Here is a 19,285-nt window from a genome sequence, read left to right as displayed (position 1 = left end):
CACCGCCTCCAGCGGAATCTCGTGGATTCGGCGGAATCCCGTGGACTCTGCGGAATCTCGTGGATTCAGCGGAATCCCGCGGATTCTCTGGAGGCGCGAGAGGAGCGGGAACGCATTCGCGGCGTTCCCGCTCCCCGCGCGTCGGCTACCTAAATATCCTTCAGCGCTCGACTAGCCCAGCTTGGCCTCGTTGGCCTTGCCCAGCAGGCCGATGGCACCGTCCTTGACCTGGTAGATGTAGATGTCCTTCGCCGAGACCTCACCGTTGGCCTCGAACTTGACCTGCTTCGAGACACCCGCGAAGTCCACCGTGGCGATGAACTCGTTGATCTTGTCAGGAGTGACGCTGCCTGCCTTGATCGCCTCGACGAAGACCGTCGCGGCGTCGTAGCCCTCGGCCGCGTAGATGGCCGGGTCGGCGCTGTAGGCGGCCTTGTAGGCGTCGGCGAAGCCCTTCACCTTCTCGTCGGTGACGTCCGGGGTGGCGATGTAGCAGGGGCAGCCCACCAGGGCGCCCTCGGCGTTGTCGGCACCGGCGCCGTCGATCAGGCCCTTGTCCAGCGAACCGTCACCGGAGAGGAACTTCGCGGTCACGCCCTTGTCACGGAGCTGCTTGAGCAGGTTGCCGCCCGCGGCGTAGTAACCGCCGAAGAAGATCGCTTCCGGCTTGGACGCCGCGACCTTGTTCACCACGGAGGAGAAGTCGCTCTCGGCCGGGTCGAGCGAGTCGGTCTCGGGCTTCACGCCCTTGGCCTCGAGCTCGGCCTTGACGGCGTCGGCGAGCGGCTTGCCGTACTCGGACTTGTCGTCGATCACGAAGACCTTCTTCGCGCCGATGCCGGTCGCGATGAAGGCGCCGATGCCGGGGCCCTGGACGCTGTCGCTCGGCAGCACGCGGTGCCAGAACTTCCAGCCGTTCGTCGACAGCGCGGCGTTGGTGGCGGAGGCCGAGACGCTCGGCAGCTGCGCCTCCTCCAGCACCGGAGCCACCTGGGCGGACTCACCGGAGAACGCGGGGCCGATCATCGCGACGATCTTGTCGGTCTTGATGGCCTGCTGGGCCAGGGCGACCGCCTTCGACGGGTCCGCCTGGCTGTCATATTCAACCAGCTCGATCTTCACAGCCGGGTTGGTCTTGTTGTACTCGTCAATGGCGAGCTTCGCACCGTTCCTGGGGGGAATGACGATGCCGGCGTTGGCGCCGGTCAGGTCTCCCATGAAGCCAATCTTGACGGTACTGGGGGCGGCAGCACTGGAGCCACCCTCAGCCGGCGTGGCCTCCGTACCACCGCTGCCACAGGCAGCGAGACCGAGGGTGAGCGCCACACCGGCGGCAAGCACTCCACCGAGGCGTGCAGTCTTAAGCCGCAAGGTTGCCTTCCTTTCGCCCGGTCCCTCGTCAGGACCGAGTTCACAGATACCCTTCCCTGGCGGGTGGCCAGGGGTTGTGTCGGTTAGTACAACTAGCGGATGTCACGGGTCGATACAGGACGGCCCACCGTTACCGCTTCGTTATTACACCGATCCTTTTCGGCTATCAGACACAAAAGCCGTGGTCACTGGCGACCTCGCGGCTTCCGCAGGGTGTCGTCCCGACCGCCCGGAAGCCCCCCGCCGCCCCTGAGGCGCGTCCTGCGGCCACCCGGTGGACCACTGCCCCAAAAAGGGTCAAAACGCCCGATCAGGCCTCAGGGGCCCGCGCCTCGGGCTCCGTCCCGTCGGTCACCACGATCTGCGCCACCTGTCGCATGCTCAGCCTGCGATCCATCGACGCCTTCTGGATCCACCGGAACGCCTGCGGCTCACTCCACCCGTGGCGCTCCATCAGCAGCCCCTTGGCCCGCTCCACCAGCTTGCGCGTCTCCAGCCGCTCCGAGAGCGTCCCGACCTCCCGCTCCAGCGCGGTGATCTCCTGATGCCTGCTCACCGCCATCTCGATCGCCGGAACCAGGTCCGACTTGGTGAACGGCTTCACCAGGTACGCCATCGCCCCGGCGTCCCTGGCCCGCTCGACCAGGTCACGCTGGGAGAAGGCCGTGAGGATGAGACACGGCGCGATCCGCTGCGACACGATCTGCTCGGCCGCCGAGATCCCGTCCAGGATGGGCATCTTCACATCCAGGATCACCAGATCGGGCCGCTGCTCCATCGCCAGCTTGACCGCGGACTCCCCGTCTCCGGCCTCCGCGACGACCGCATACCCCTCCTCCTCCAGCATCTCCTTGAGGTCGAGGCGGATCAACGCCTCGTCTTCCGCGATCACCACTCGCCGCTGCGTACTCACGAGCAAGAGAGTACCGACGTCCGCTAGATTGAGACCACGCCGGTGCCCGAGAGTGATCTACTTCTAGGTAAGCTCTTCACTGGTACGCGAGATCCAGACAAAACGGAAAAATGCCCCGATAGACCAATCGGCAGAGTCGATGGACTCAAAATCCATTCAGTGTGGGTTCGAATCCCACTCGGGGCACCATGTGATGTCTCAGGACATCGGAAACCCCTGAACCTACGGGTTCAGGGGTTTCCGCCTGTTCTGGGGCTGGTAGTCGCGGGTGGGGTCGATGGTCAGCTCGCGGAGGAGTTCTCCGGTGGGCGTCGAGTCGCTCGAAAGCCGCCGATGGCGCCTGGGGCGGCGACCCCGCCCACCTCCCGCGAAAACCCCTGAGCCTCCTCTGGGCGAGCCGGTGCTCCCGCCCCCGCGAAAACCGTTGGCCCCACCTCATGGACCGGCGACCCGAGGCCCGAGGCGTCCTCACCGGACCGGCAGGAGACGGCGTACCGGTGACTTCCGCTCCCCACCCACGAATGGGAGCTCCACGAGCGGAGTAGGTTGCTCGCAAGTCGCGTGAGACGGCGTAACGGGAGGTGGCGACGTGGAAGCTGCGGGGAACGGCCGGGCGGAGCGGGGTGAACTCGGTGCCGGGCTCGGTGCCGGGGGGGTGCGCCTTCCGGAGCGGGTGAGGCTCAGCGGGCACGGGGTGGTGCTGCGGGAGTGGGAGGACGGCGACCTGGCAGCGATGGTGAAGCTGTTCGACGAACCGCAGGTGGCGTACTGGACGCCGCTCGCCTCTCCGTTCGACCTCGAGGCGGCACGCGCCTATCTGGAACGGGCCAGGCGGCGGCGGGCCTCCGGGGAGCGGATGCAGCTGGCGATCACCGTGGACGGGGGCGAGCCGGCGGGCGAGGTGCTGCTGATGATGAGCGGGCTCGGCCTCGACGTCGCGGAGATCGGTTACAGCCTGGGGGCCGCCTACCGGGGGCGAGGGCTCGCCTCGGAGGCGGTACGGGTGATGACGGAGTTCGCCAGGAAGACGGTGCGTGTCTCACGGCTGCTGCTGGAGATCGAGGACGCCAACGCGGCGAGCGTGGCGGTGGCCCGTGCGGCTGGGTACCGCCTCACCGACGCGCCGCCGGTCCCCACAGAGGAAAAGGGACGATCGACCATGTTGCGGACATGGGAGTACGAGGAGACCGAGACTCGCAGATGAGTCGTGTGTGTTGTTGATCTCGACTCGGTCAGACAGATATGTATGAATGTCATTAATCATGAGGAAAGGTAAGCGGTCTGGAGAGATCCGACGCGCTCCCCGGCCGCGGAGCCCGTCTCAGCCCCACCCCCCGAAAGTGAGCCACGTTGACGCCCTCGCCTGGCCAATCCCTGAGCAGCACCCAGCTTTCCGACGCCAAGCGAGCACTACTGGAGAAACGGCTGCGCCGTCGCGCACCGGATCCGGTGTTCACGATCCCCCGCCGCCCCCCGGGGCGAGGGGCGCCGCTGTCCTTCGGGCAGGAGCGGCTGTGGTTCATGGACCAGTTCGCCCCCGGCACCGCCGCGTACACGATCCCGATGACGTTGCGGTTGACGGGGCCGCTGGACGTCGCGGCGCTGGAGCGGGCGATCGCGGCGGTGGTCGCCAGGCACGAGAGCCTGCGGACGCGTTTTCCCCCCGACGAGGACGGGCGCCCGACCGCGGTGGTGGAGGAGCGGGTCGAGGTCCCGCTGGAGAGGGCCGAGGCCGACGGCGAACGGTCCGCGATACGGCTGGTGAGCGACGCGGCCGCGCTGCCGTTCGACCTGGCGCGGGGGCCGCTGCTGCGGACGCTGCTGGTACGGGTGGGCGGCGGGAACGCCGACCCCCCGGACGCGGCGAAAGCCGGGGAGACGAGAGAAGGCGGGACCGCGGAGGACACCGCGGGCGCCGAGAATCACGTGCTGCTGGTGGCGCTGCACCACATCTGCGGTGACGGCTGGTCCACCGACATCCTCGCCGAGGAGCTGAGGGCCAGCTACGCGGGGACGGAGCTTCCCGAGCCGCCGTTGCAGTACGGCGACTACGCGCTGTGGCAGCGGGAACGGCCGGTCTCCGAGGCCGCCCTGACCTACTGGCGCTCGCGGCTCGCCGGGGTGGTGCCGCTGGAGCTTCCCCTGGACGGGCGGCGGCGGGGCGAGCAGACGTTCGCGGGGGCCTCGCACGGTTTCACGCTGCGACCGGAACTGATGGAGGGGCTGACGCGGCTGGCACGGGAGTCCGGCGCGACCCTGTACATGGTTCTGCTCGCGGCCTACCAGGTGCTGCTCGGCCGGTACGCGCGCCAGGACGACTTCGCGATCGGTTCCCCGGTGGGCGGGCGCCCCCGGCGGGAGCTGGAGAGCGTGATCGGCATGTTCGTGAACGTGCTCGCGATGCGCGCGGACCTGTCGGGCGACCCGGGGTTCCTGGAGCTGCTCGAGAGGGTCAGGCGGACCACGACGGAGGCGTACGAGCACCAGGAGCTGCCGTTCGAGCAGTTGGTCGGGGAGCTGGGCATCGAGCGGGACGTGAGCAGGTCGCCGGTGTTCCAGGCGGTGTTCGCGCTGCAGAGTTACGGGCGCAGGGAGGGGACGCGCTGGCCGGGGTTGTCGGTGGAGCCGTTCGACTTCGAGGCGAGAGCGACGCGTTTCGACCTGGAGCTGTTCCTGAGCGAGCAGCCGGACGGGATGGGCGGGCTCTTCGTCTACAACCGCGACCTGTTCGACGCGGCCACGATCGAGGGGATGGCCGCGCAGCTGGAGGCACTGCTGGGAGCGGTGGTGGCCACTCCGGCGGCGCGGATCTCGGAGCTGAACGTCCTTCCCGCCGAGGAGCGGGACCGGGTGCTGGCGTGCGCGGCGGGTCCCGGGGAGCCGTACCCGGACGGGGCGACGCTGGGCGGGATGTTCGAGGCGCAGGTGGCCAGGACGCCGGGGACGGTGGCGCTGGAGTTCGAGGACGAACGCCTGACGTACGCGCAGCTGGAGGGGCGGGCCAACCGGCTCGCGCACCGGCTGCGCGGGCTGGGGGTGGGGCCCGGCTCGCTGGTGGCGGTGTGCGCGGAGCGGTCGGTCGAGCTGGTGGTGGCGCTGCTGGGGGTGGTGAAGGCCGGGGGGGCGTACGTGCCGCTGGATCCGGAGTATCCGCCGGAGCGGCTGGCGTTCATGCTGGCCGACGCGGCGGTGCCGGTGCTGCTCGCGCAACGGGCGGTGCTCGACGTGCTCCCCGAGGATCCGGGAGGCGCGCTTCCCGTCGGCTCGGTGGACACCCTCGCGGATGCGGAGGCCGCGAGGATGCCCCGGGACGGCGGGATGACGACGGTCGTCCTGGACGATCCGCTGGACGAGCCGGACACGCCCGTGGAGCCGTCGGCGACGTCGGCCGACGCGGCGTACATGATCTACACCTCGGGGTCGACGGGACGACCCAAGGGGGTGCCCAACACGCACGGGGGCATCCGCAACCGGCTGGGCTGGATGCAGAGCGTCTACGGGCTGACCGGCGACGACGCGGTGGTGCAGAAGACCCCGGCGGGTTTCGACGTGTCGGTGTGGGAGTTCTTCTGGCCGCTGGTGACGGGCGCGCGGCTGGTGCTGGCCCGTCCCGGCGGGCACAGGGACGCGGCGTACCTGCGGGACCTGATCGTGGACCGTGGGGTGACGACGGCGCATTTCGTCCCCTCGATGCTGGCGGCGTTCCTGGAGGAGGAGGGCGTCGAGGCGTGCGGGTCGCTACGCAGGGTGGTGTGCAGCGGCGAGGAGCTGACGGCGCACGTGGCCGAACGCTTCTTCGCGCGGCTGCCGGGGACGGGGCTGTACAACCTGTACGGGCCGACGGAGGCGGCGATCGACGTGAGCCTGTGGCGGTGCCGCCCGGGTGACGCGACGGTGCCGATCGGGCACCCGGTGCAGAACACCTCGCTGTACGTGCTGGACCGCCACCTGCGGCCGGTGCCCTTCGGGGTTCCCGGTGAGCTGCACATCGGCGGGACGCAGGTGGCGATGGGCTATCACGCCCGGCCCGGCCTGACGGCTGAGCGGTTCGTGCCCGACCCGTTCGGGACGGCGGGGGCACGCCTGTACCGGACGGGTGACCTCGTGCGGCTCCGCCGCGACGGCGCGATCGAGTTCCTGGGGCGGATCGACCACCAGGTGAAGATCCGCGGGCAGCGGATCGAGCTGGGCGAGATCGAGACGGTGCTGCGCGGGCTCGCCGGGGTGCGCGAGGCGGTGGTGACGGTGCGGGAGGACGGCGCGCCGGGCGACAGGCGGCTGGTCGCGTACGTGGTGCCCGCCGTCGTGACGGCGGGCACGGCCGGGGACGGTCCGGCGGGGACGGGGCCGAACGGGGCGGCGGCAGACGGGACGGCGACGAGCGGAACAGCGCCGAACGGGACAGCGACGAGCGGGACGGCGCGGGGCGGGACGGCCCCGGATGGGACCGGGCTGGACGGGGCGGAGCTGCGGCGGGCGTTGAAGGTGACGCTGCCCGAGCACATGGTGCCTTCGGCGTTCGTGGTGCTGGACGCGCTGCCGCTGAGCCCGAACGGCAAGCTGGATCGCGGAGCGCTGCCCGCGCCGGAGCGCCGGGGTGCCGAGGCGGCGGGACCGGGTGCCGAGCCGCGGACGCCGGTGGAGCGGGCGATCGCCGACATCTGGCGTGAACTGCTCGAAGTGGAGTCGGTCGGCGCCGACGGTGACTTCTTCGAACTGGGCGGTCACTCGCTCGTCGCGATCCAGGCGGTGGCGCGGATGCGCAAGGCGCTGCCGGTGGTCGGTGGGCGCGCGGTCGGGGTGATGGACCTGTTCAAGCATCCGACGGTGCGCGAGCTGGCGGCCCTGGTGGAGCGGCCCGCGGGCCCCGCGGGGCCGCGCAGCCTGCTGTACGAGCTGACCAGGCCGGGACCCGCGCTGATGACGTACGTGTGCATACCGTACGGCGGAGGCAGTCCGCTGATCTTCCAGCCGCTCGCCGACGCGCTTCCCGACGGGTGCTCGCTGCACGCGCTCGCCTTCCCCGGTCACGACCCCGGGTTGCCCGACGAGGAGACCCGGCCGATCGACGAGGTCGCGGACCTGTGCGTGACCGAGATCCTGGAGAACATCGAGGGTCCCCTCGCCCTGTACGGGCACTGCGGCATCGGCGGCGCGCTCGTGGTGGAGGTGGCGCGGCGGCTGGAGGAGCGGGGCCGCGCGCTGGAGGCGGTGTACATCGGGGCGATCTTCCCGTTCGCCAGGCCCAGGGGCAGGATCGCGGGGCCGCTGGCGCGGTTGACGCGCTACGACCGGTTGCGCGGCGACCGGGTGTACGAGAACCGGATGAGGTCGATGGGCACCGACATCTCGGGGCTCGACGACGAGCAGATCCGCTTCATGGTGCGCAACCAGCGGCGTGACACCCTCATCGCGGAGGAGATCTTCACGCGGGTGCTGGCCGAGCGGGTGGAGCGGCTGCGGGCACCGGTGATCTCGGTGGTGGGCGAGCAGGACCCGACGACCGACTACTACCAGGAGCGTTATCGGGAGTGGCACTTCCTGAGTGACACCACGGCGCTCGTGATCCTGGACGAGGCAGGCCACTATTTCCTGAAATATCGTGCTGCGGAGCTGTCGGAGATCCTCACCAACACCCACATCGCGATGGGGTACGGCGCGGCCGGCACGCTCGACCGGCCCTCGCGGGGTCCCGGGGCCGGCTGGTGGGTCGAGGAGGTCTCCGTCCTCTCCCCCGCCCCGGAGGAGGAGGCCACCGCGCCCGAGAAAGCGTCCGCTGCGGAGGAGGAGACCACCGCTCCCAAGGAGGCATCCGCTCCCGAGCGACCCGCCGCACGGGAGAGAGCGGCCGCGCGGAAGAGACCGGCCGCTCGAGAGAAACCGGCCGCGCGGGAGAGAACGGACGGGACCACGGCGCGGGCCGGAACGCGGATGAAGGCGCCGCCGCCGAGTCTGCGGCGGTTCATGGTGGTCGCGGGGTTCCAGCTGGTGTCGATGGTGGGCACCGCGGTCACCGACTTCGCGATCCCGGTGTGGATCTACCTGACCACCGGGTCACTGGTGGACTTCGCCCTGTTCGTGGCGTTGTCGATCATGCCGGGGGTGGTGATCGCGCCGCTCGCGGGGGCGATCGTGGACCGGTCGAGCCGTCGCTCGATGATGATCCTCGGCAACTGCATGGCCGGGGGCACCCAGCTCGTCCTGGGCGCCCTGTTCTGGACGGGCACGCTGGAGATCTGGCACATCTACCCGCTCACCGCGTGCCTCTCGATCGCGCTGATCTTCCAGCGGCTCGGCTTCACCACCGCGCTCCCCCAGCTCGTCCCCAAGGAGTACATGGGGCACGCGGCCGGGGTGGTGCAGATGGTGATCGGCACCGCGCAGTTCGCGGCGCCGCTGCTGGCCGTCGCGCTGCTCTCCAGCATCGGCCTGGGCGGCATCCTCGTCGTCGACGTGGCGAGCTTCTTCCTCGTGCTGGGCGCCCTGCTGCTGATCCGCTTCCCCGACACGATGGCGCACTCGCCCAGGGAACCGCTCTCGAAGGAGATCGCGCAGGGGTTGCGGATGTCGATCGGCAACCGCCACCTGCGGGCGGCGATGATCTACTTCGCCTCGCTCAACGTGATGCTCGCGGCGCTGCTGCTCTCGATAACCCCGCTGGTGCTGTCGTTCTCGACGCTGACCGTCGCCGGGCAGATCTCCTTCGTCGGCGGCCTGGGCGGGGCGCTGGGCGGCATGGTGATCGCGCTGTGGGGCGGGCCGAAGCGTCGGCGGATGCGCGGGGTGATGCTGGCGACGCTGGGGCTCTCGGTCTTCGCGGTGATCACCGGGTTGCGGCCCTCGGCGTGGGTGGTGGGCATCGGGGCGTTCGGCCTGTGGGGCTGTCTGTCCATCGTGAACGGCACCTTCCTGACGATCATCCACACGAAGGTGCCCCAGCGTTTCCACGGCCGCGTGCAGTCGCTCAACCAGATGGTGTCGTGGTCGACGCTGCCGATCGGCATGGCGGTGGTCGCACCGCTGGGCGAGCGGCTGCTCAACCCGCTGCTGGTGCCCGGCGGCGCGCTCGCTCCGACGGTCGGCTCGGTGATCGGCGTCGGGCCCGGCCGTGGCGTGGCGCTCATGTACATCGTGCTGGGTCTGGGCATCGCGGTGCACGTGCTGATCTCGATGCGTACGCGGGTGCTGTCGACGTTCGACGACGAGATGCCGGACGCCCCGGCGGACGACCTGGTCGGCGCCCAGATCCTGCGGGAGCGGGCGGGCAACCGGGTGAGCGTGGCCTGGACCGCCCCCGCGTTCGCCAAGGCGATCACGATGCCGCTGTCGCCGGAACGCGCACAGGTGCTGCTGCGCACCCCGTACCCGGACGCGGAGGTGAGGGAGGTCGTGCTGCGGACCGGCGGGGAGATCAGCGCGGTGTACGAGGTCAGGTGCGCCGACCGCGACCTCATCGTGAAGATCTACCCGAATGTGCTGACGGCCCGGCTGCACAAGGAGGTGCACGTCTACGAGCTGCTGCGCGGCAGCGGCGCCTCCTGTCCCGAGATGGTCCACTGGGACGTCTCGCGACGCGACCTGCCGCACGCGTACGCGGTGATGACGAAAGTGCCGGGCCGCCCGCTGTCGGAGGTCTCCGGCGGGCTCTCCGCCGAGGAGGTCGCGGGCCTGTACCGGGAGATGGGCCGGACGCTGCGGGCGGTGCACGGGGTGCGGGTGCAGAGGTTCGGGCCGATCGACGGGCCGCAGGAGAGCTCCAACGAGGCGTACGTGGGCGGGCAGCTGGACCTGAGGCTCGCGCAGTTCGTCGAGTTCGGCGGGGATCCCGAGCTGCACGCGGAGCTGAGCGCCCACGTCCGGCGCGACCGCCACCTGCTGGCGCGCTGCGACGCGCCCGTGCTGTGCCACAACGACTTCCACGAGCGCAACGTCATGGTCGCCGAGACCGAAGGCCCCGGTAGCCCGCTACGGATGACGGGGGTCATCGACATGGAGAACGCGCTGGGCGGCGATCCGCTGATGGACCTGGCGCGGACCGACTACTTCGCGGTCAGGGGTGACGCGGAGCGGCGGCGGTACCTGCTTGAGGGGTACGGCGACCTACCCGACGACTGGCCGGAGCGCCTCGCGTTCTACCGGCTCTGCCACGCCCTGGAACAGTGGCACTGGCTGGCCACCCTGGGCGAGACCGCCGCCCTGCCCGTGATCGCGGAACAGCTTCGTGAGTGTCTCAAGGAGAAGGTGTGACAGACGTCTTTCCCGCCTCGTTCGCCCAGGAGCGGATCTGGTTCCTGCACGAGCTCCTGCCGGACCTGGCCGTGTACAACATCCCCGTCCGCCTGGAGGCGACCGACCTGCGGCCGGTGGACCCCGATCTCCTGGAGCGGGCTCTGACGGTGCTCGCGAACAGGCACGAGTCGATGCGGACGTCGTTCGAGCTGCGCGACGAGCAGGTCGTGCAGACGATCGCGGACCGGGTGCCGGTCTCGGTGGCCAGGACCGACCTTTCCGGATTGCCCCCACGGGAGGCGGCCGAGGAGTTCGAGCGGGTCGCGGCGGCGGAGGCGCGCGCGCCGTTCCGGCTGGACGAGGCCCCGCTCTGGCGGGTGCGGCTGGTGACGATGGGCGGCGAGGAGTGTCGGCTGCTGCTCGTCCTGCACCACACGATCTTCGACGCCTGGTCGTCGACCATCCTGTGGCGGGAGCTGGTGGAGGTCTACCAGGCGCTGCGCGAGGACCGCGACCCCAAGCTGCCCGAGCTGGCGATCCAGTACGCCGACTACGCGGTCTGGCAGCGCGACCGGCTGGGCGGCGGCGAGCTGGACGACGACCTGGCCTACTGGCGGGAGCGGCTGCGCGGCAGCGTACCGCTGGAGTTGCCGTCCGACCGGCCGCGCCCCGCGGAGATGAGATACACCGGCTCGGTGCTGGACTTCGCGGTGCCGGAGGAGCTCACCGAGCGGGTGGGCGCGCTGGCGAGAGGGCGGAACACCACGCCGTTCACGGTGCTGCTCACCGCGTTCTCGGTGCTGCTGGCGCGCTGGAGCGGGCGCGGTGACGTCGTGGTGGGCTCCCCCGTCGCCGGGCGGGAGCTGCCTGAGCTGGACGCGCTGATCGGCATGTTCGTCAACACGCTGCCGCTCCGTACCGACCTGGGCGGCGACCCCGCGTTCGACGAGGCGCTGGACCGGGTCCGCACGACCGTGCTCGAGGCGTTCGACCACCAGAACGTGCCGTTCGCGAAGCTCGTGGAGGCGGTGAGCCCGCCCCGCGACCCCGGCAGGACGCCGCTGTTCCAGGTGGGGTTCAACCAGATCGCGGTGGACGGGCGCGGCCGGTACGGCAACGGCACCTCCAAGGCCGATCTCACCATGGAGCTCCACAATCCGGACGGCAGGCTGGAGGGCTGGGTCGAGTACAGCACGGACCTGTTCGACGAGGACACGATCCGCCGCCTGGTGTCGGCGTACCTGACGTTGCTCGGCGCGGCCGTCGAGGACCCGGGGCTGCCGATCTCCCGGCTGCCGCTGCTGGACGGGGCGGAGCGCGCCCGGCTGCTGTCCTCCTGGCACGGCCCCGAGGCCTCCTACCCGCAGCGCTGCCTGCACGAGCTGATCACCGAGCGGGCGCGGCTGACGCCGGACGCCCCCGCGGTCGTCTCCTCGGAGGGGACGCTCACCTACGGGCGGCTTGAGGAGCGGGCGAACGCGCTGGCCCGGCGGCTGCGCGAGCGCGGGGTGGGGGCGGAGAGCCCGGTCGCGGTGTGCCTGCCGAGGAGCGCCGAGCTGATCGTGGCGCTGCTCGCGGTGCTGAAGACCGGCGGCTGCTACGTGCCGCTGGACCCGGAGTATCCGAAGGAGCGGCTGGGGCTCATGCTGGCCGACTCGGGGACCCGTCTGCTGCTGACCCGCGCGACGCTGGTGGAGCGGCTGCCGTCCAACCATCCCCCGGCGATCCTGCTCGACGCGATGCCCTCAGGCGGAACGTCCGAGTTCGTCCCCGACCCCGTCTCCCCGGACTCGCCCGCCTACGTGATCTACACCTCGGGGTCGACGGGGGTGCCCAAGGGGGTGGTGGTGCCGCATCGCGGGGTGGTGAACCTGGTCACCGCCCTGGGGTTCACCGAGCGGGAGCGGATGCTGCTGCTCACCTCGCTGTCGTTCGACATCGCGGCGCTGGAGATCTTCGGTCCGCTCACGGCGGGCGGTGCGGTGGTCCTCGCTCCCCCGTACGGCACGGGCCGGCTGGGCGAGCTGGTGACGGAGGCGGGGGTGACGACGGTGCAGGCGCCGCCGTCGGTGCTGGAGGAGATCCTGGAACGGCTGCCCACGGGGCTGCCTCGCGTGTTCAGCGGCGGGGAGCCGCTCCCGGTGTCGCTCGCCGGGCGGATCCACCGGGTCGCCGACGAGCTGTGGAACCTCTACGGGCCGACGGAGACGACGATCTGGTCGTTCGCGCACCGGGTGCCCAAGGGCGCGGAGTCGATGTCGATCGGCATGCCGGTCGCGGGCACCACCGCGTACGTGCTGGACGAGGCGATGGAGCCGGTGCCCTCCGGTGTCGTGGGGGAGCTGTTCCTGGGCGGCGACGGGGTCGCCCGCGGCTACCGGGGGCGGCCGGGGCTGACCGCCGAGCGGTTCGTCCCCGACCCGTTCGGCCGGGGCGGGCGTCTCTACCGGACGGGTGACCTCGTACGGCGGCTGCCCGACGGCACCCTGGAGTTCCTTGGACGCGCGGACGACCAGGTGAAGGTGCGGGGGGTGCGGATCGAGCTGGGCGAGGTGGAGGCGGCGCTGACGGCCTACCCGGGGGTGCGCCGGGCGGTCGCCGCGGTCAGGGACGACGCCCCCGGCGGCCGGGCGCTGGTCGCGTACCTGGACATGGGCGCGGACGCCGAGACGAGCGCGGGCACGCCCGCGGACGCCGGGGGGAGTGCGGAGGCGACGGCCGGGGAGCTCAGGGCGTTCCTGGCGACGCGGCTGCCCGCCACGATGGTGCCGAGCCTCTTCGTGCCGGTACGGGATTTCCCGAAGCTGCCCAACGGCAAGCTCGACCGCGCCTCGCTGCCCTCCCCCGTCTCCGAGGAGGTCCCGGCGGCACCCACGAGACCGGTCACGGCGAGCGAGGAGCTGGTGCACGAGATCTGGTGCGAGGTGCTGGGCAGGAGCGGCATCGGGATCGACGACGACTTCTTCGACGTCGGCGGGCACTCGCTGCTCGGTACCAAGGTCGTCGCCAGGATCTGCTCGACGGTGGGCGTCGACCTGCCGCTCAACGCCCTGTTCACCACGCGCTCGGTCCGCGGGCTCGCGCTGGTGGTCGAGGAGTGCCTGGCCACCGAGATCGACCGGCTCACGGACGAGGAGGCCGAGCGGATCGCCGAGGGGTACGACCAAAATGACGGTGCGGTGAACTAGGACCGAAATAGGTATTTAGGACACTTGCTCTTGGTAGCCTCCGGCCACGGCCGGTGTCCACGGAGTGAGACGCTTCACGACGCACGGAAGCGGTAAGTCACCTTCCGTTCACCGGATCGCCACGAACTGCGGCGATCCCGGAGCGTCACGACGATCGAAGATCTTCCCGTACGGCCGAAACCGGCATTACGCCACACGTTTAACTTTCAATCCTTGACTGTCCGATGACACCAATAATAGGAATGACCTGGCTTATTGCTCGTGAATACTTGGCAGGGCAAAAACCCTGTTTGGGGCTATGGGGGGTGGATGCTCGAAGCGATGCGGGGGGACTCGTCGTCCGCCTCTTTGCACGGTCCGTCATTCACCTCACCGGCTCCCGCCCCCGTCGCCTGGACGACCGGGCCACCCCACCTCGCCCCGGACGCGCTGCTGTGCGACCTGATCGCCGCCCAGGCGGCGCGGACGCCCTCCGCGCCGGCGATCCGCCAGTGGGACGCCGACCTCACCTACCGCGACCTGGTCGACGCCGCCACCACGCTCGCGCTGCGGTTACGTGCCCTCGGGGTGGGCCCTGAGGATCGGGTCGGGCTCTGCGCCAGGCGCACACCGCTGATGACCGTCGCCGCCCTCGGCATCATGATGGCGGGCGGCGCGTACGTCCCCCTCGACCCCGCGCATCCACGCCGGCGACTCGACGAGGTCCTCGACGACGCGGGCATCGCGGTCGTCGTGGCCGACGACCACGGCCGCGCGATGCTGGACGGATGCGGGCGCCCCCTGGTCGAGCCGGAGACGGGCGCCGCGGCCGTGTCCGAAATTACTTCCGCAATCACCTCAGGGCCCCCGGCCGTAACGGGTCCGGGAGGTGGCGGCGAGAGCGTCGGCGGCCCGGCGCTGCCGGGGAACGCCGCCTACGTCCTGTACACGTCCGGATCGACCGGACGGCCCAAGGGCGTGGTGGTGAGCCACGCCTCCGCGGTCGCGTTCGCCTCCGCCGCGACGGCCCACTTCGGCCTGGACGACACATGCCGGTCGATCGCGTTCTCCGCGCTCGGCTTCGACGTCTCGGTGCTCGACATGCTCGCGCCGCTCACCGTGGGCGGCTGCGTGCAGCTGGTGCCGGACGAGGACAGGACCGACCCGGCCCGGCTGCAACGGTTCCTGGAGGCGCACGACGTCACCTGGGGGTTCATCCCGCCCGCGCTGCTGCCGCTGGTCGACCCGGCCCGGCTGCCGCACCTGCGCGACCTGATCACGGCCGGAGAGCCGCCGGGCCCCGAGCAGGTGGCCCGCTGGTCGGCGCACACCCGTTTCCACAACTGGTACGGCCCCACGGAGACGACCGTCTGCGTGGTCGGCACCGAGCTGTCGGGGACCTGGGAGCGTTCGCTGCCGATCGGGTACCCCCTGCGCGGCTGCCGGGCGCACGTCCTGGACGAGGACATGCGCGAGTGTCCCGTCGGCGTCCCCGGCGAGCTGTACATCGGCGGGCCTCAGGTGAGCCGCGGCTACCTGGGCCTGCCCGGCATGACGGCCGAGAGGTTCGTACCCGACCCCTTCGAGTCCGCGCCCGGCGCGCGGCTCTACCGCACCGGCGACCACGTCGCCTGGCAGGAGGACGGCCGGATCGCCTTCATGGGACGGCTGGACCGGCAGGTGAAGATCCAGGGACAGCGGGTCGAGATCGGCGAGGTCGAGTCGGTGGTGCGGGCGCACCCCGAGGTGACGCAGGCGGTGGTCGACGCCCCCGGCGAGCTGGTCGCCTACGTCGCGCCACTGGACGCTCCCGGGCTCGCGGCCCTGCGGGTGCACTGCGCGGGACGGCTGCCGATCTACATGCTGCCCACCCGCGTGGTGCACGTACCCGTCCTGCCGCTGAACTCCTCGGGCAAGGTCGACCTCGCCGCCCTGCGCGACCTCGCCGGGGAATCCCCGGGCGCCTCCCGGAACACGACCGGCGACCGGGGCGGGGACGGGGACGGGGACACGACTGGGGACGCGGCTGGGGACACTGCTGGGGACACTGCCGGGGGTACGACCGGCGGCGCGGCCGGGCTCTCGGGGCTGGCGGGGATCTGGGCGCGGGTGCTCGACGCGCCTCCCCCCGGCCCCGACGACGACTTCTTCGAGCGCGGCGGGCACTCGTTGCGGGCGATGCGCCTGGTGTCGGCCATCAGGGCGGAACTCGGCAGGGACGTCTCGGTCGAGGACGTCTACACGGCCCGCACCTACGGCGCCCTCTCGTCCGGCGTCGAGAACGCCCCCTTCTCCGACGTCGAGAACACCCTCTTGTCCGGCGTCGAGAACGCCCCCTCGCGGGAGCCGGCGGGAGAGACCCCGCCGGCGAAGACTTCGGCGAGCTCGGCGATCCCCGCGCCCCCCACGCTGTCGCCCGCGCAACGACGCATGTGGTTCGTGGAGCGGCTCGCCCCCGACACCCCCGCCCACAACATCGCGATGGCCGAGCGCGTACGCGGCCCGCTGGACCACGGCGCGCTGCGCAGCGCCCTGGAGTCGGTGGTGGCGAGGCACGAGACGCTGCGCTGGCGGATCACCTCCCGTGACGGCGTGCCCCACGTGTCGGTCGTCCCGCCAGGCGGGGTGCCGCTCCCGCTCGACGACCTCTCGGCGCTCGCCCATCCCGAGACGACTCAGAAAAACACCTCGAAACCGGCTTCGGAGACCGCGCCGGAGGCGGTTCCGGAGACCACGCCGAAGACGGCTCCGGGGGCCGCGCCGAAGACGGCTCTGGAAAAAGCCCTGGAGACGGTTCTGGAAACGGAGGCGCGGACGCGGTTCGACCTGGCGCGCGACCCGCTGCTGCGGGCCAGGCTGATCCGGCTGGCCGAGGACGACCACGTGCTCGCGGTGACCGCGCATCACATCGTCTTCGACGGCTGGTCCCAGGACGTCTTCTACCGGGACCTGAGCGCCGCCTACCGCGGTGACCTCCGAGGGCCGGCGGGCGCGTCCTTCGCCGACTACGCGCGCTGGGCGAGGGAGCGGTCGGACGGCGACGGGGTCGACTGGTGGCGTGAGCACCTGAAGGACGCCCCGATGGTGCTCGACCTGCCCAGGGACACCCCGCGCCCTCCCGTCCAGACTTTTTTTGGAGCGCTCCGGACAGCGGAGATTGACAACGAGACCGGAGACCGCGTCAGGAGGCTCGCGGTCCGGCTGGGGGTCACCCCGTACCCGGTGCTGCTCGCCGCTTTCGCGCAGCTGCTCTCCAGGCTGTCCGGGCAGCGGGACCTGCTCGTCGGCACCCCGTACGCCGACCGGGGGCACGTCGCGTTCGAGTCGCTGATCGGCATGTGCGTGCGGATGCTGCCGCTACGGCTGCGTCAGGACCCCGAGGTCTCGTTCGAGGAGCACGTGAGACGCTGCCGCGACGAGCTCGCCGAGGTCGTCTCCCACGGCGACGTACCGCTGGAGCGCGTCGTGGAGGCGCTGCGCGTCCCGCGCGACCTGGGACGCAACCCGGTGACGCAGGTGCTGTTCAACATGTACAACTTCGCCGAGGCCAAGCTGGACCTGCCCGGGTGCGTGACCGAGCCGCTGCCCGCCGGGCTGCCGGGCGCGCTGTTCGACCTGACGATGTACGTCAGCGAGCGCGGCGACGGATACGCCCTGCAGCTCGTCTACAACCCCGACCTGTTCTCCGCCGCCAGGATGGACGCCCTGCTGGCCGGTTACGCGCACCTGCTGGGCGACCTGCTCGCCGACCCGGGACAGGCGACACGCGAGGCCCGGCTCACCCCGGGGAAACCGGCCGCCGCGCTGCCGGTCTGGGACGGTCCCGGGCCGCTGGACACCCTGCACGGCGACGTCGTGGTGGAGGGAGCGGGGCGGATCCTGGGACACGCGGAGCTCACCGCGCTGCGCCACCGTACGACCGCGGCGCTGCGCGCGGCCGGGGTGGAACCCGGCCAGGCGGTCGCGGTGCTCGCCGCGCGGGTCCCCGAGCTTCCCGGGCTGCTGCTGGGGGTGCTGGCCACCGGGGCCCGCTGGGTGATCCTCGACCCGGCGCACCCGGCTCCGGTGCTGGCCCGCCAGGCCGCCGCCGCCGGCGCCGTGGCGACAGTGCGCTGTCCGGGCGCGCCCCCTCTGGCGGGTCTGCCGGAGATCGCGCTCCCGCAGACCTCGCCGCCGGAAACCGCGCCGCACCCCGAGCGGGGCTACCTCTCGCTCACCTCGGGGACCACCGGCGATCCCAAGCCGGTGGTGACCGGTGAGGGACCGCTCGCCCACTTCGTCGCCTGGTACGCGGCGACCTTCGCGGTGACCCCCGCCGATCGCTTCGCCCTGCTGTCGGGCCTGGCGCACGACCCCGCGCTGCGCGACGTGTTCGTGCCGCTCGCCACCGGCGCCCGGCTGTGCGTGCCGGAGGGGGAACTGCTCCGTGACCCCGTCCGGCTGGTCGCGTGGCTGCGCGAACACCGCGTCACCGTGGTGCACCTGACCCCGCAGCTGGCCAGGATGCTCTGCGGGACCGGCGCGATGCTGCCCGGGGTGCGGCTGGTGGCGACCGGCGGCGACCGGCTCACCCACGCCGACGCCGCGCGGCTGCGCCGTCTCGTCCCCGCCGCCCGGCTGGTGGCCTTCTACGGCACCACCGAGACCCCGCAGGCCCACGCCTGGTACGAGATCCCCTCCGGGGTGCGCGAGAGCGCCGAACCCGTCCCCGCCGGACGCGGCATCGAGGGCAGCGAGCTGGTCGTGACCGCCGAGCACGGCGGCCGGGCCGGGGTGGGTGAGCTGGGCGAGGTGGTCGTGCGCAGCACCAACCTGGCGAACGGCTATCTCGACGCCGAACTCACCCGGCTCCGCTTCACCGGTGACGCCTTCGCCACCGGCGACCTCGGCCGCCTCAACCCCGACGGGACGGTGACGATCGCCGGACGGCGCGACGACCAGGTGAAGATCCGCGGCTTCCGGGTGGAGCTGGGCGAGGTGGAGGCGGCGCTGTCGGCCCACCCCGAGGTCCGCGCCGCCGTCGCGGTGGCCGACCGGGACGAGCGGCGCGAGACGGTGCTGCACGCCTACGCGGTGCCGCGCAGGCCGGGTCCGGCCCCGCCGAGATTGCTCGACCACCTGCGCGCGGTGCTGCCCGAGCACGCGGTGCCCGCCGAGGTGTTCGTGGTTCCCGCGCTCCCGCTCACCCCCAACGGCAAGGTCGACCGCGCCGCGCTGCGCCGCCCCGTGTCCCGGCCGGGAGGCGAGGCCGGCGGGGAGGTGTCCGGCCCGACCGAGCGGGCCGTGGCCGAGGTGTGGCGGGCCGTGCTCGGCGTGCCTCGGGTGGGGGCGGCCGACAACTTCTTCGAGATCGGCGGCCACTCGCTCGCGATCGCCGCCGTCCAGGCCCGCCTGGGCAGGGCCCTCGGCAGGGAGATCCCGATCGTGGACCTGTTCCGCCACCCGACCATCCGCGCCCTCGCGGCGCACCTCGACGGTGGAGGCCCCACCGCCGGCCTCGACCGCGCCGCACGGCGGCTCGCCGTGCGGCGAGACCGCCTCAAGGACCGCTCAAGGAAGCCGAGCTGACAACCGCACGATTCCCCCGCATCCGACCCCGAACCGA

At 71.6% G+C, this 19,285-nt stretch carries 6 protein-coding genes and 1 tRNA gene; 5 read left to right on the top strand and 2 right to left on the bottom strand.

All coding sequences use genetic code 11. The features are described from left to right. Positions 1 to 171 precede the first annotated feature (171 nt). Entirely contained in the window at positions 172 to 1,326 is a 1,155-nt protein-coding gene (locus ACIBH4_RS16755) for a branched-chain amino acid ABC transporter substrate-binding protein (protein ID WP_364237367.1), read from the bottom strand. Positions 1,327 to 1,681: 355 nt separating this feature from the next. Continuing rightward, on the bottom strand, positions 1,682 to 2,284 hold the full coding sequence (locus ACIBH4_RS16750; protein ID WP_362766667.1) for a response regulator: 603 nt from the start codon (positions 2,282 to 2,284) through the stop codon (positions 1,682 to 1,684). A 112-nt stretch (positions 2,285 to 2,396) separates the two neighbouring features. Between ACIBH4_RS16750 and ACIBH4_RS16745 the strand changes: the two genes are divergently transcribed. From ACIBH4_RS16745 to ACIBH4_RS16725, 5 genes are all read left to right on the top strand, one after another. Beyond that, positions 2,397 to 2,473: transfer RNA gene (locus ACIBH4_RS16745), tRNA-Leu, on the top strand. Positions 2,474 to 2,873: 400 nt separating this feature from the next. Continuing rightward, positions 2,874 to 3,488, top strand: coding sequence for a GNAT family N-acetyltransferase (locus ACIBH4_RS16740; protein ID WP_362766670.1), 615 nt, complete (start codon positions 2,874 to 2,876; stop codon positions 3,486 to 3,488). A 146-nt stretch (positions 3,489 to 3,634) separates the two neighbouring features. Then, positions 3,635 to 10,531, top strand: coding sequence for an amino acid adenylation domain-containing protein (locus ACIBH4_RS16735; protein WP_362766672.1), 6,897 nt, complete (start codon positions 3,635 to 3,637; stop codon positions 10,529 to 10,531). Further along, positions 10,528 to 13,701 carry an amino acid adenylation domain-containing protein gene (locus ACIBH4_RS16730; protein WP_362506731.1) on the top strand — a complete coding sequence of 1,058 codons (3,174 nt, stop codon included), beginning with the start codon at positions 10,528 to 10,530 and terminating at the stop codon, positions 13,699 to 13,701. The genes ACIBH4_RS16735 and ACIBH4_RS16730 overlap by 4 nt, the downstream gene beginning before the upstream one ends. 309 nt (positions 13,702 to 14,010) lie before the next feature. After that, on the top strand, positions 14,011 to 19,248 hold the full coding sequence (locus tag ACIBH4_RS16725) for an amino acid adenylation domain-containing protein (RefSeq protein WP_362506734.1): 5,238 nt from the start codon (positions 14,011 to 14,013) through the stop codon (positions 19,246 to 19,248). The last annotated feature ends 37 nt before the right edge of the window (positions 19,249 to 19,285 follow it).

It is taken from the genome of Streptosporangium sp. NPDC050284 (genome assembly GCF_044459525.1).
Taxonomy (GTDB): domain Bacteria; phylum Actinomycetota; class Actinomycetes; order Streptosporangiales; family Streptosporangiaceae; genus Streptosporangium.
Note: the sequence above shows the minus strand (reverse complement) of the source record. Positions and strands in the feature narration are given on the sequence as shown.

Excerpts from the sequence above, each read along its gene's own strand:
- ACIBH4_RS16725 (WP_362506734.1), top strand. The coding sequence starts at position 14,011 with ATGCTCGAAGCGATGCGGGGGGACTCGTCGTCCGCCTCTTTGCACGGT.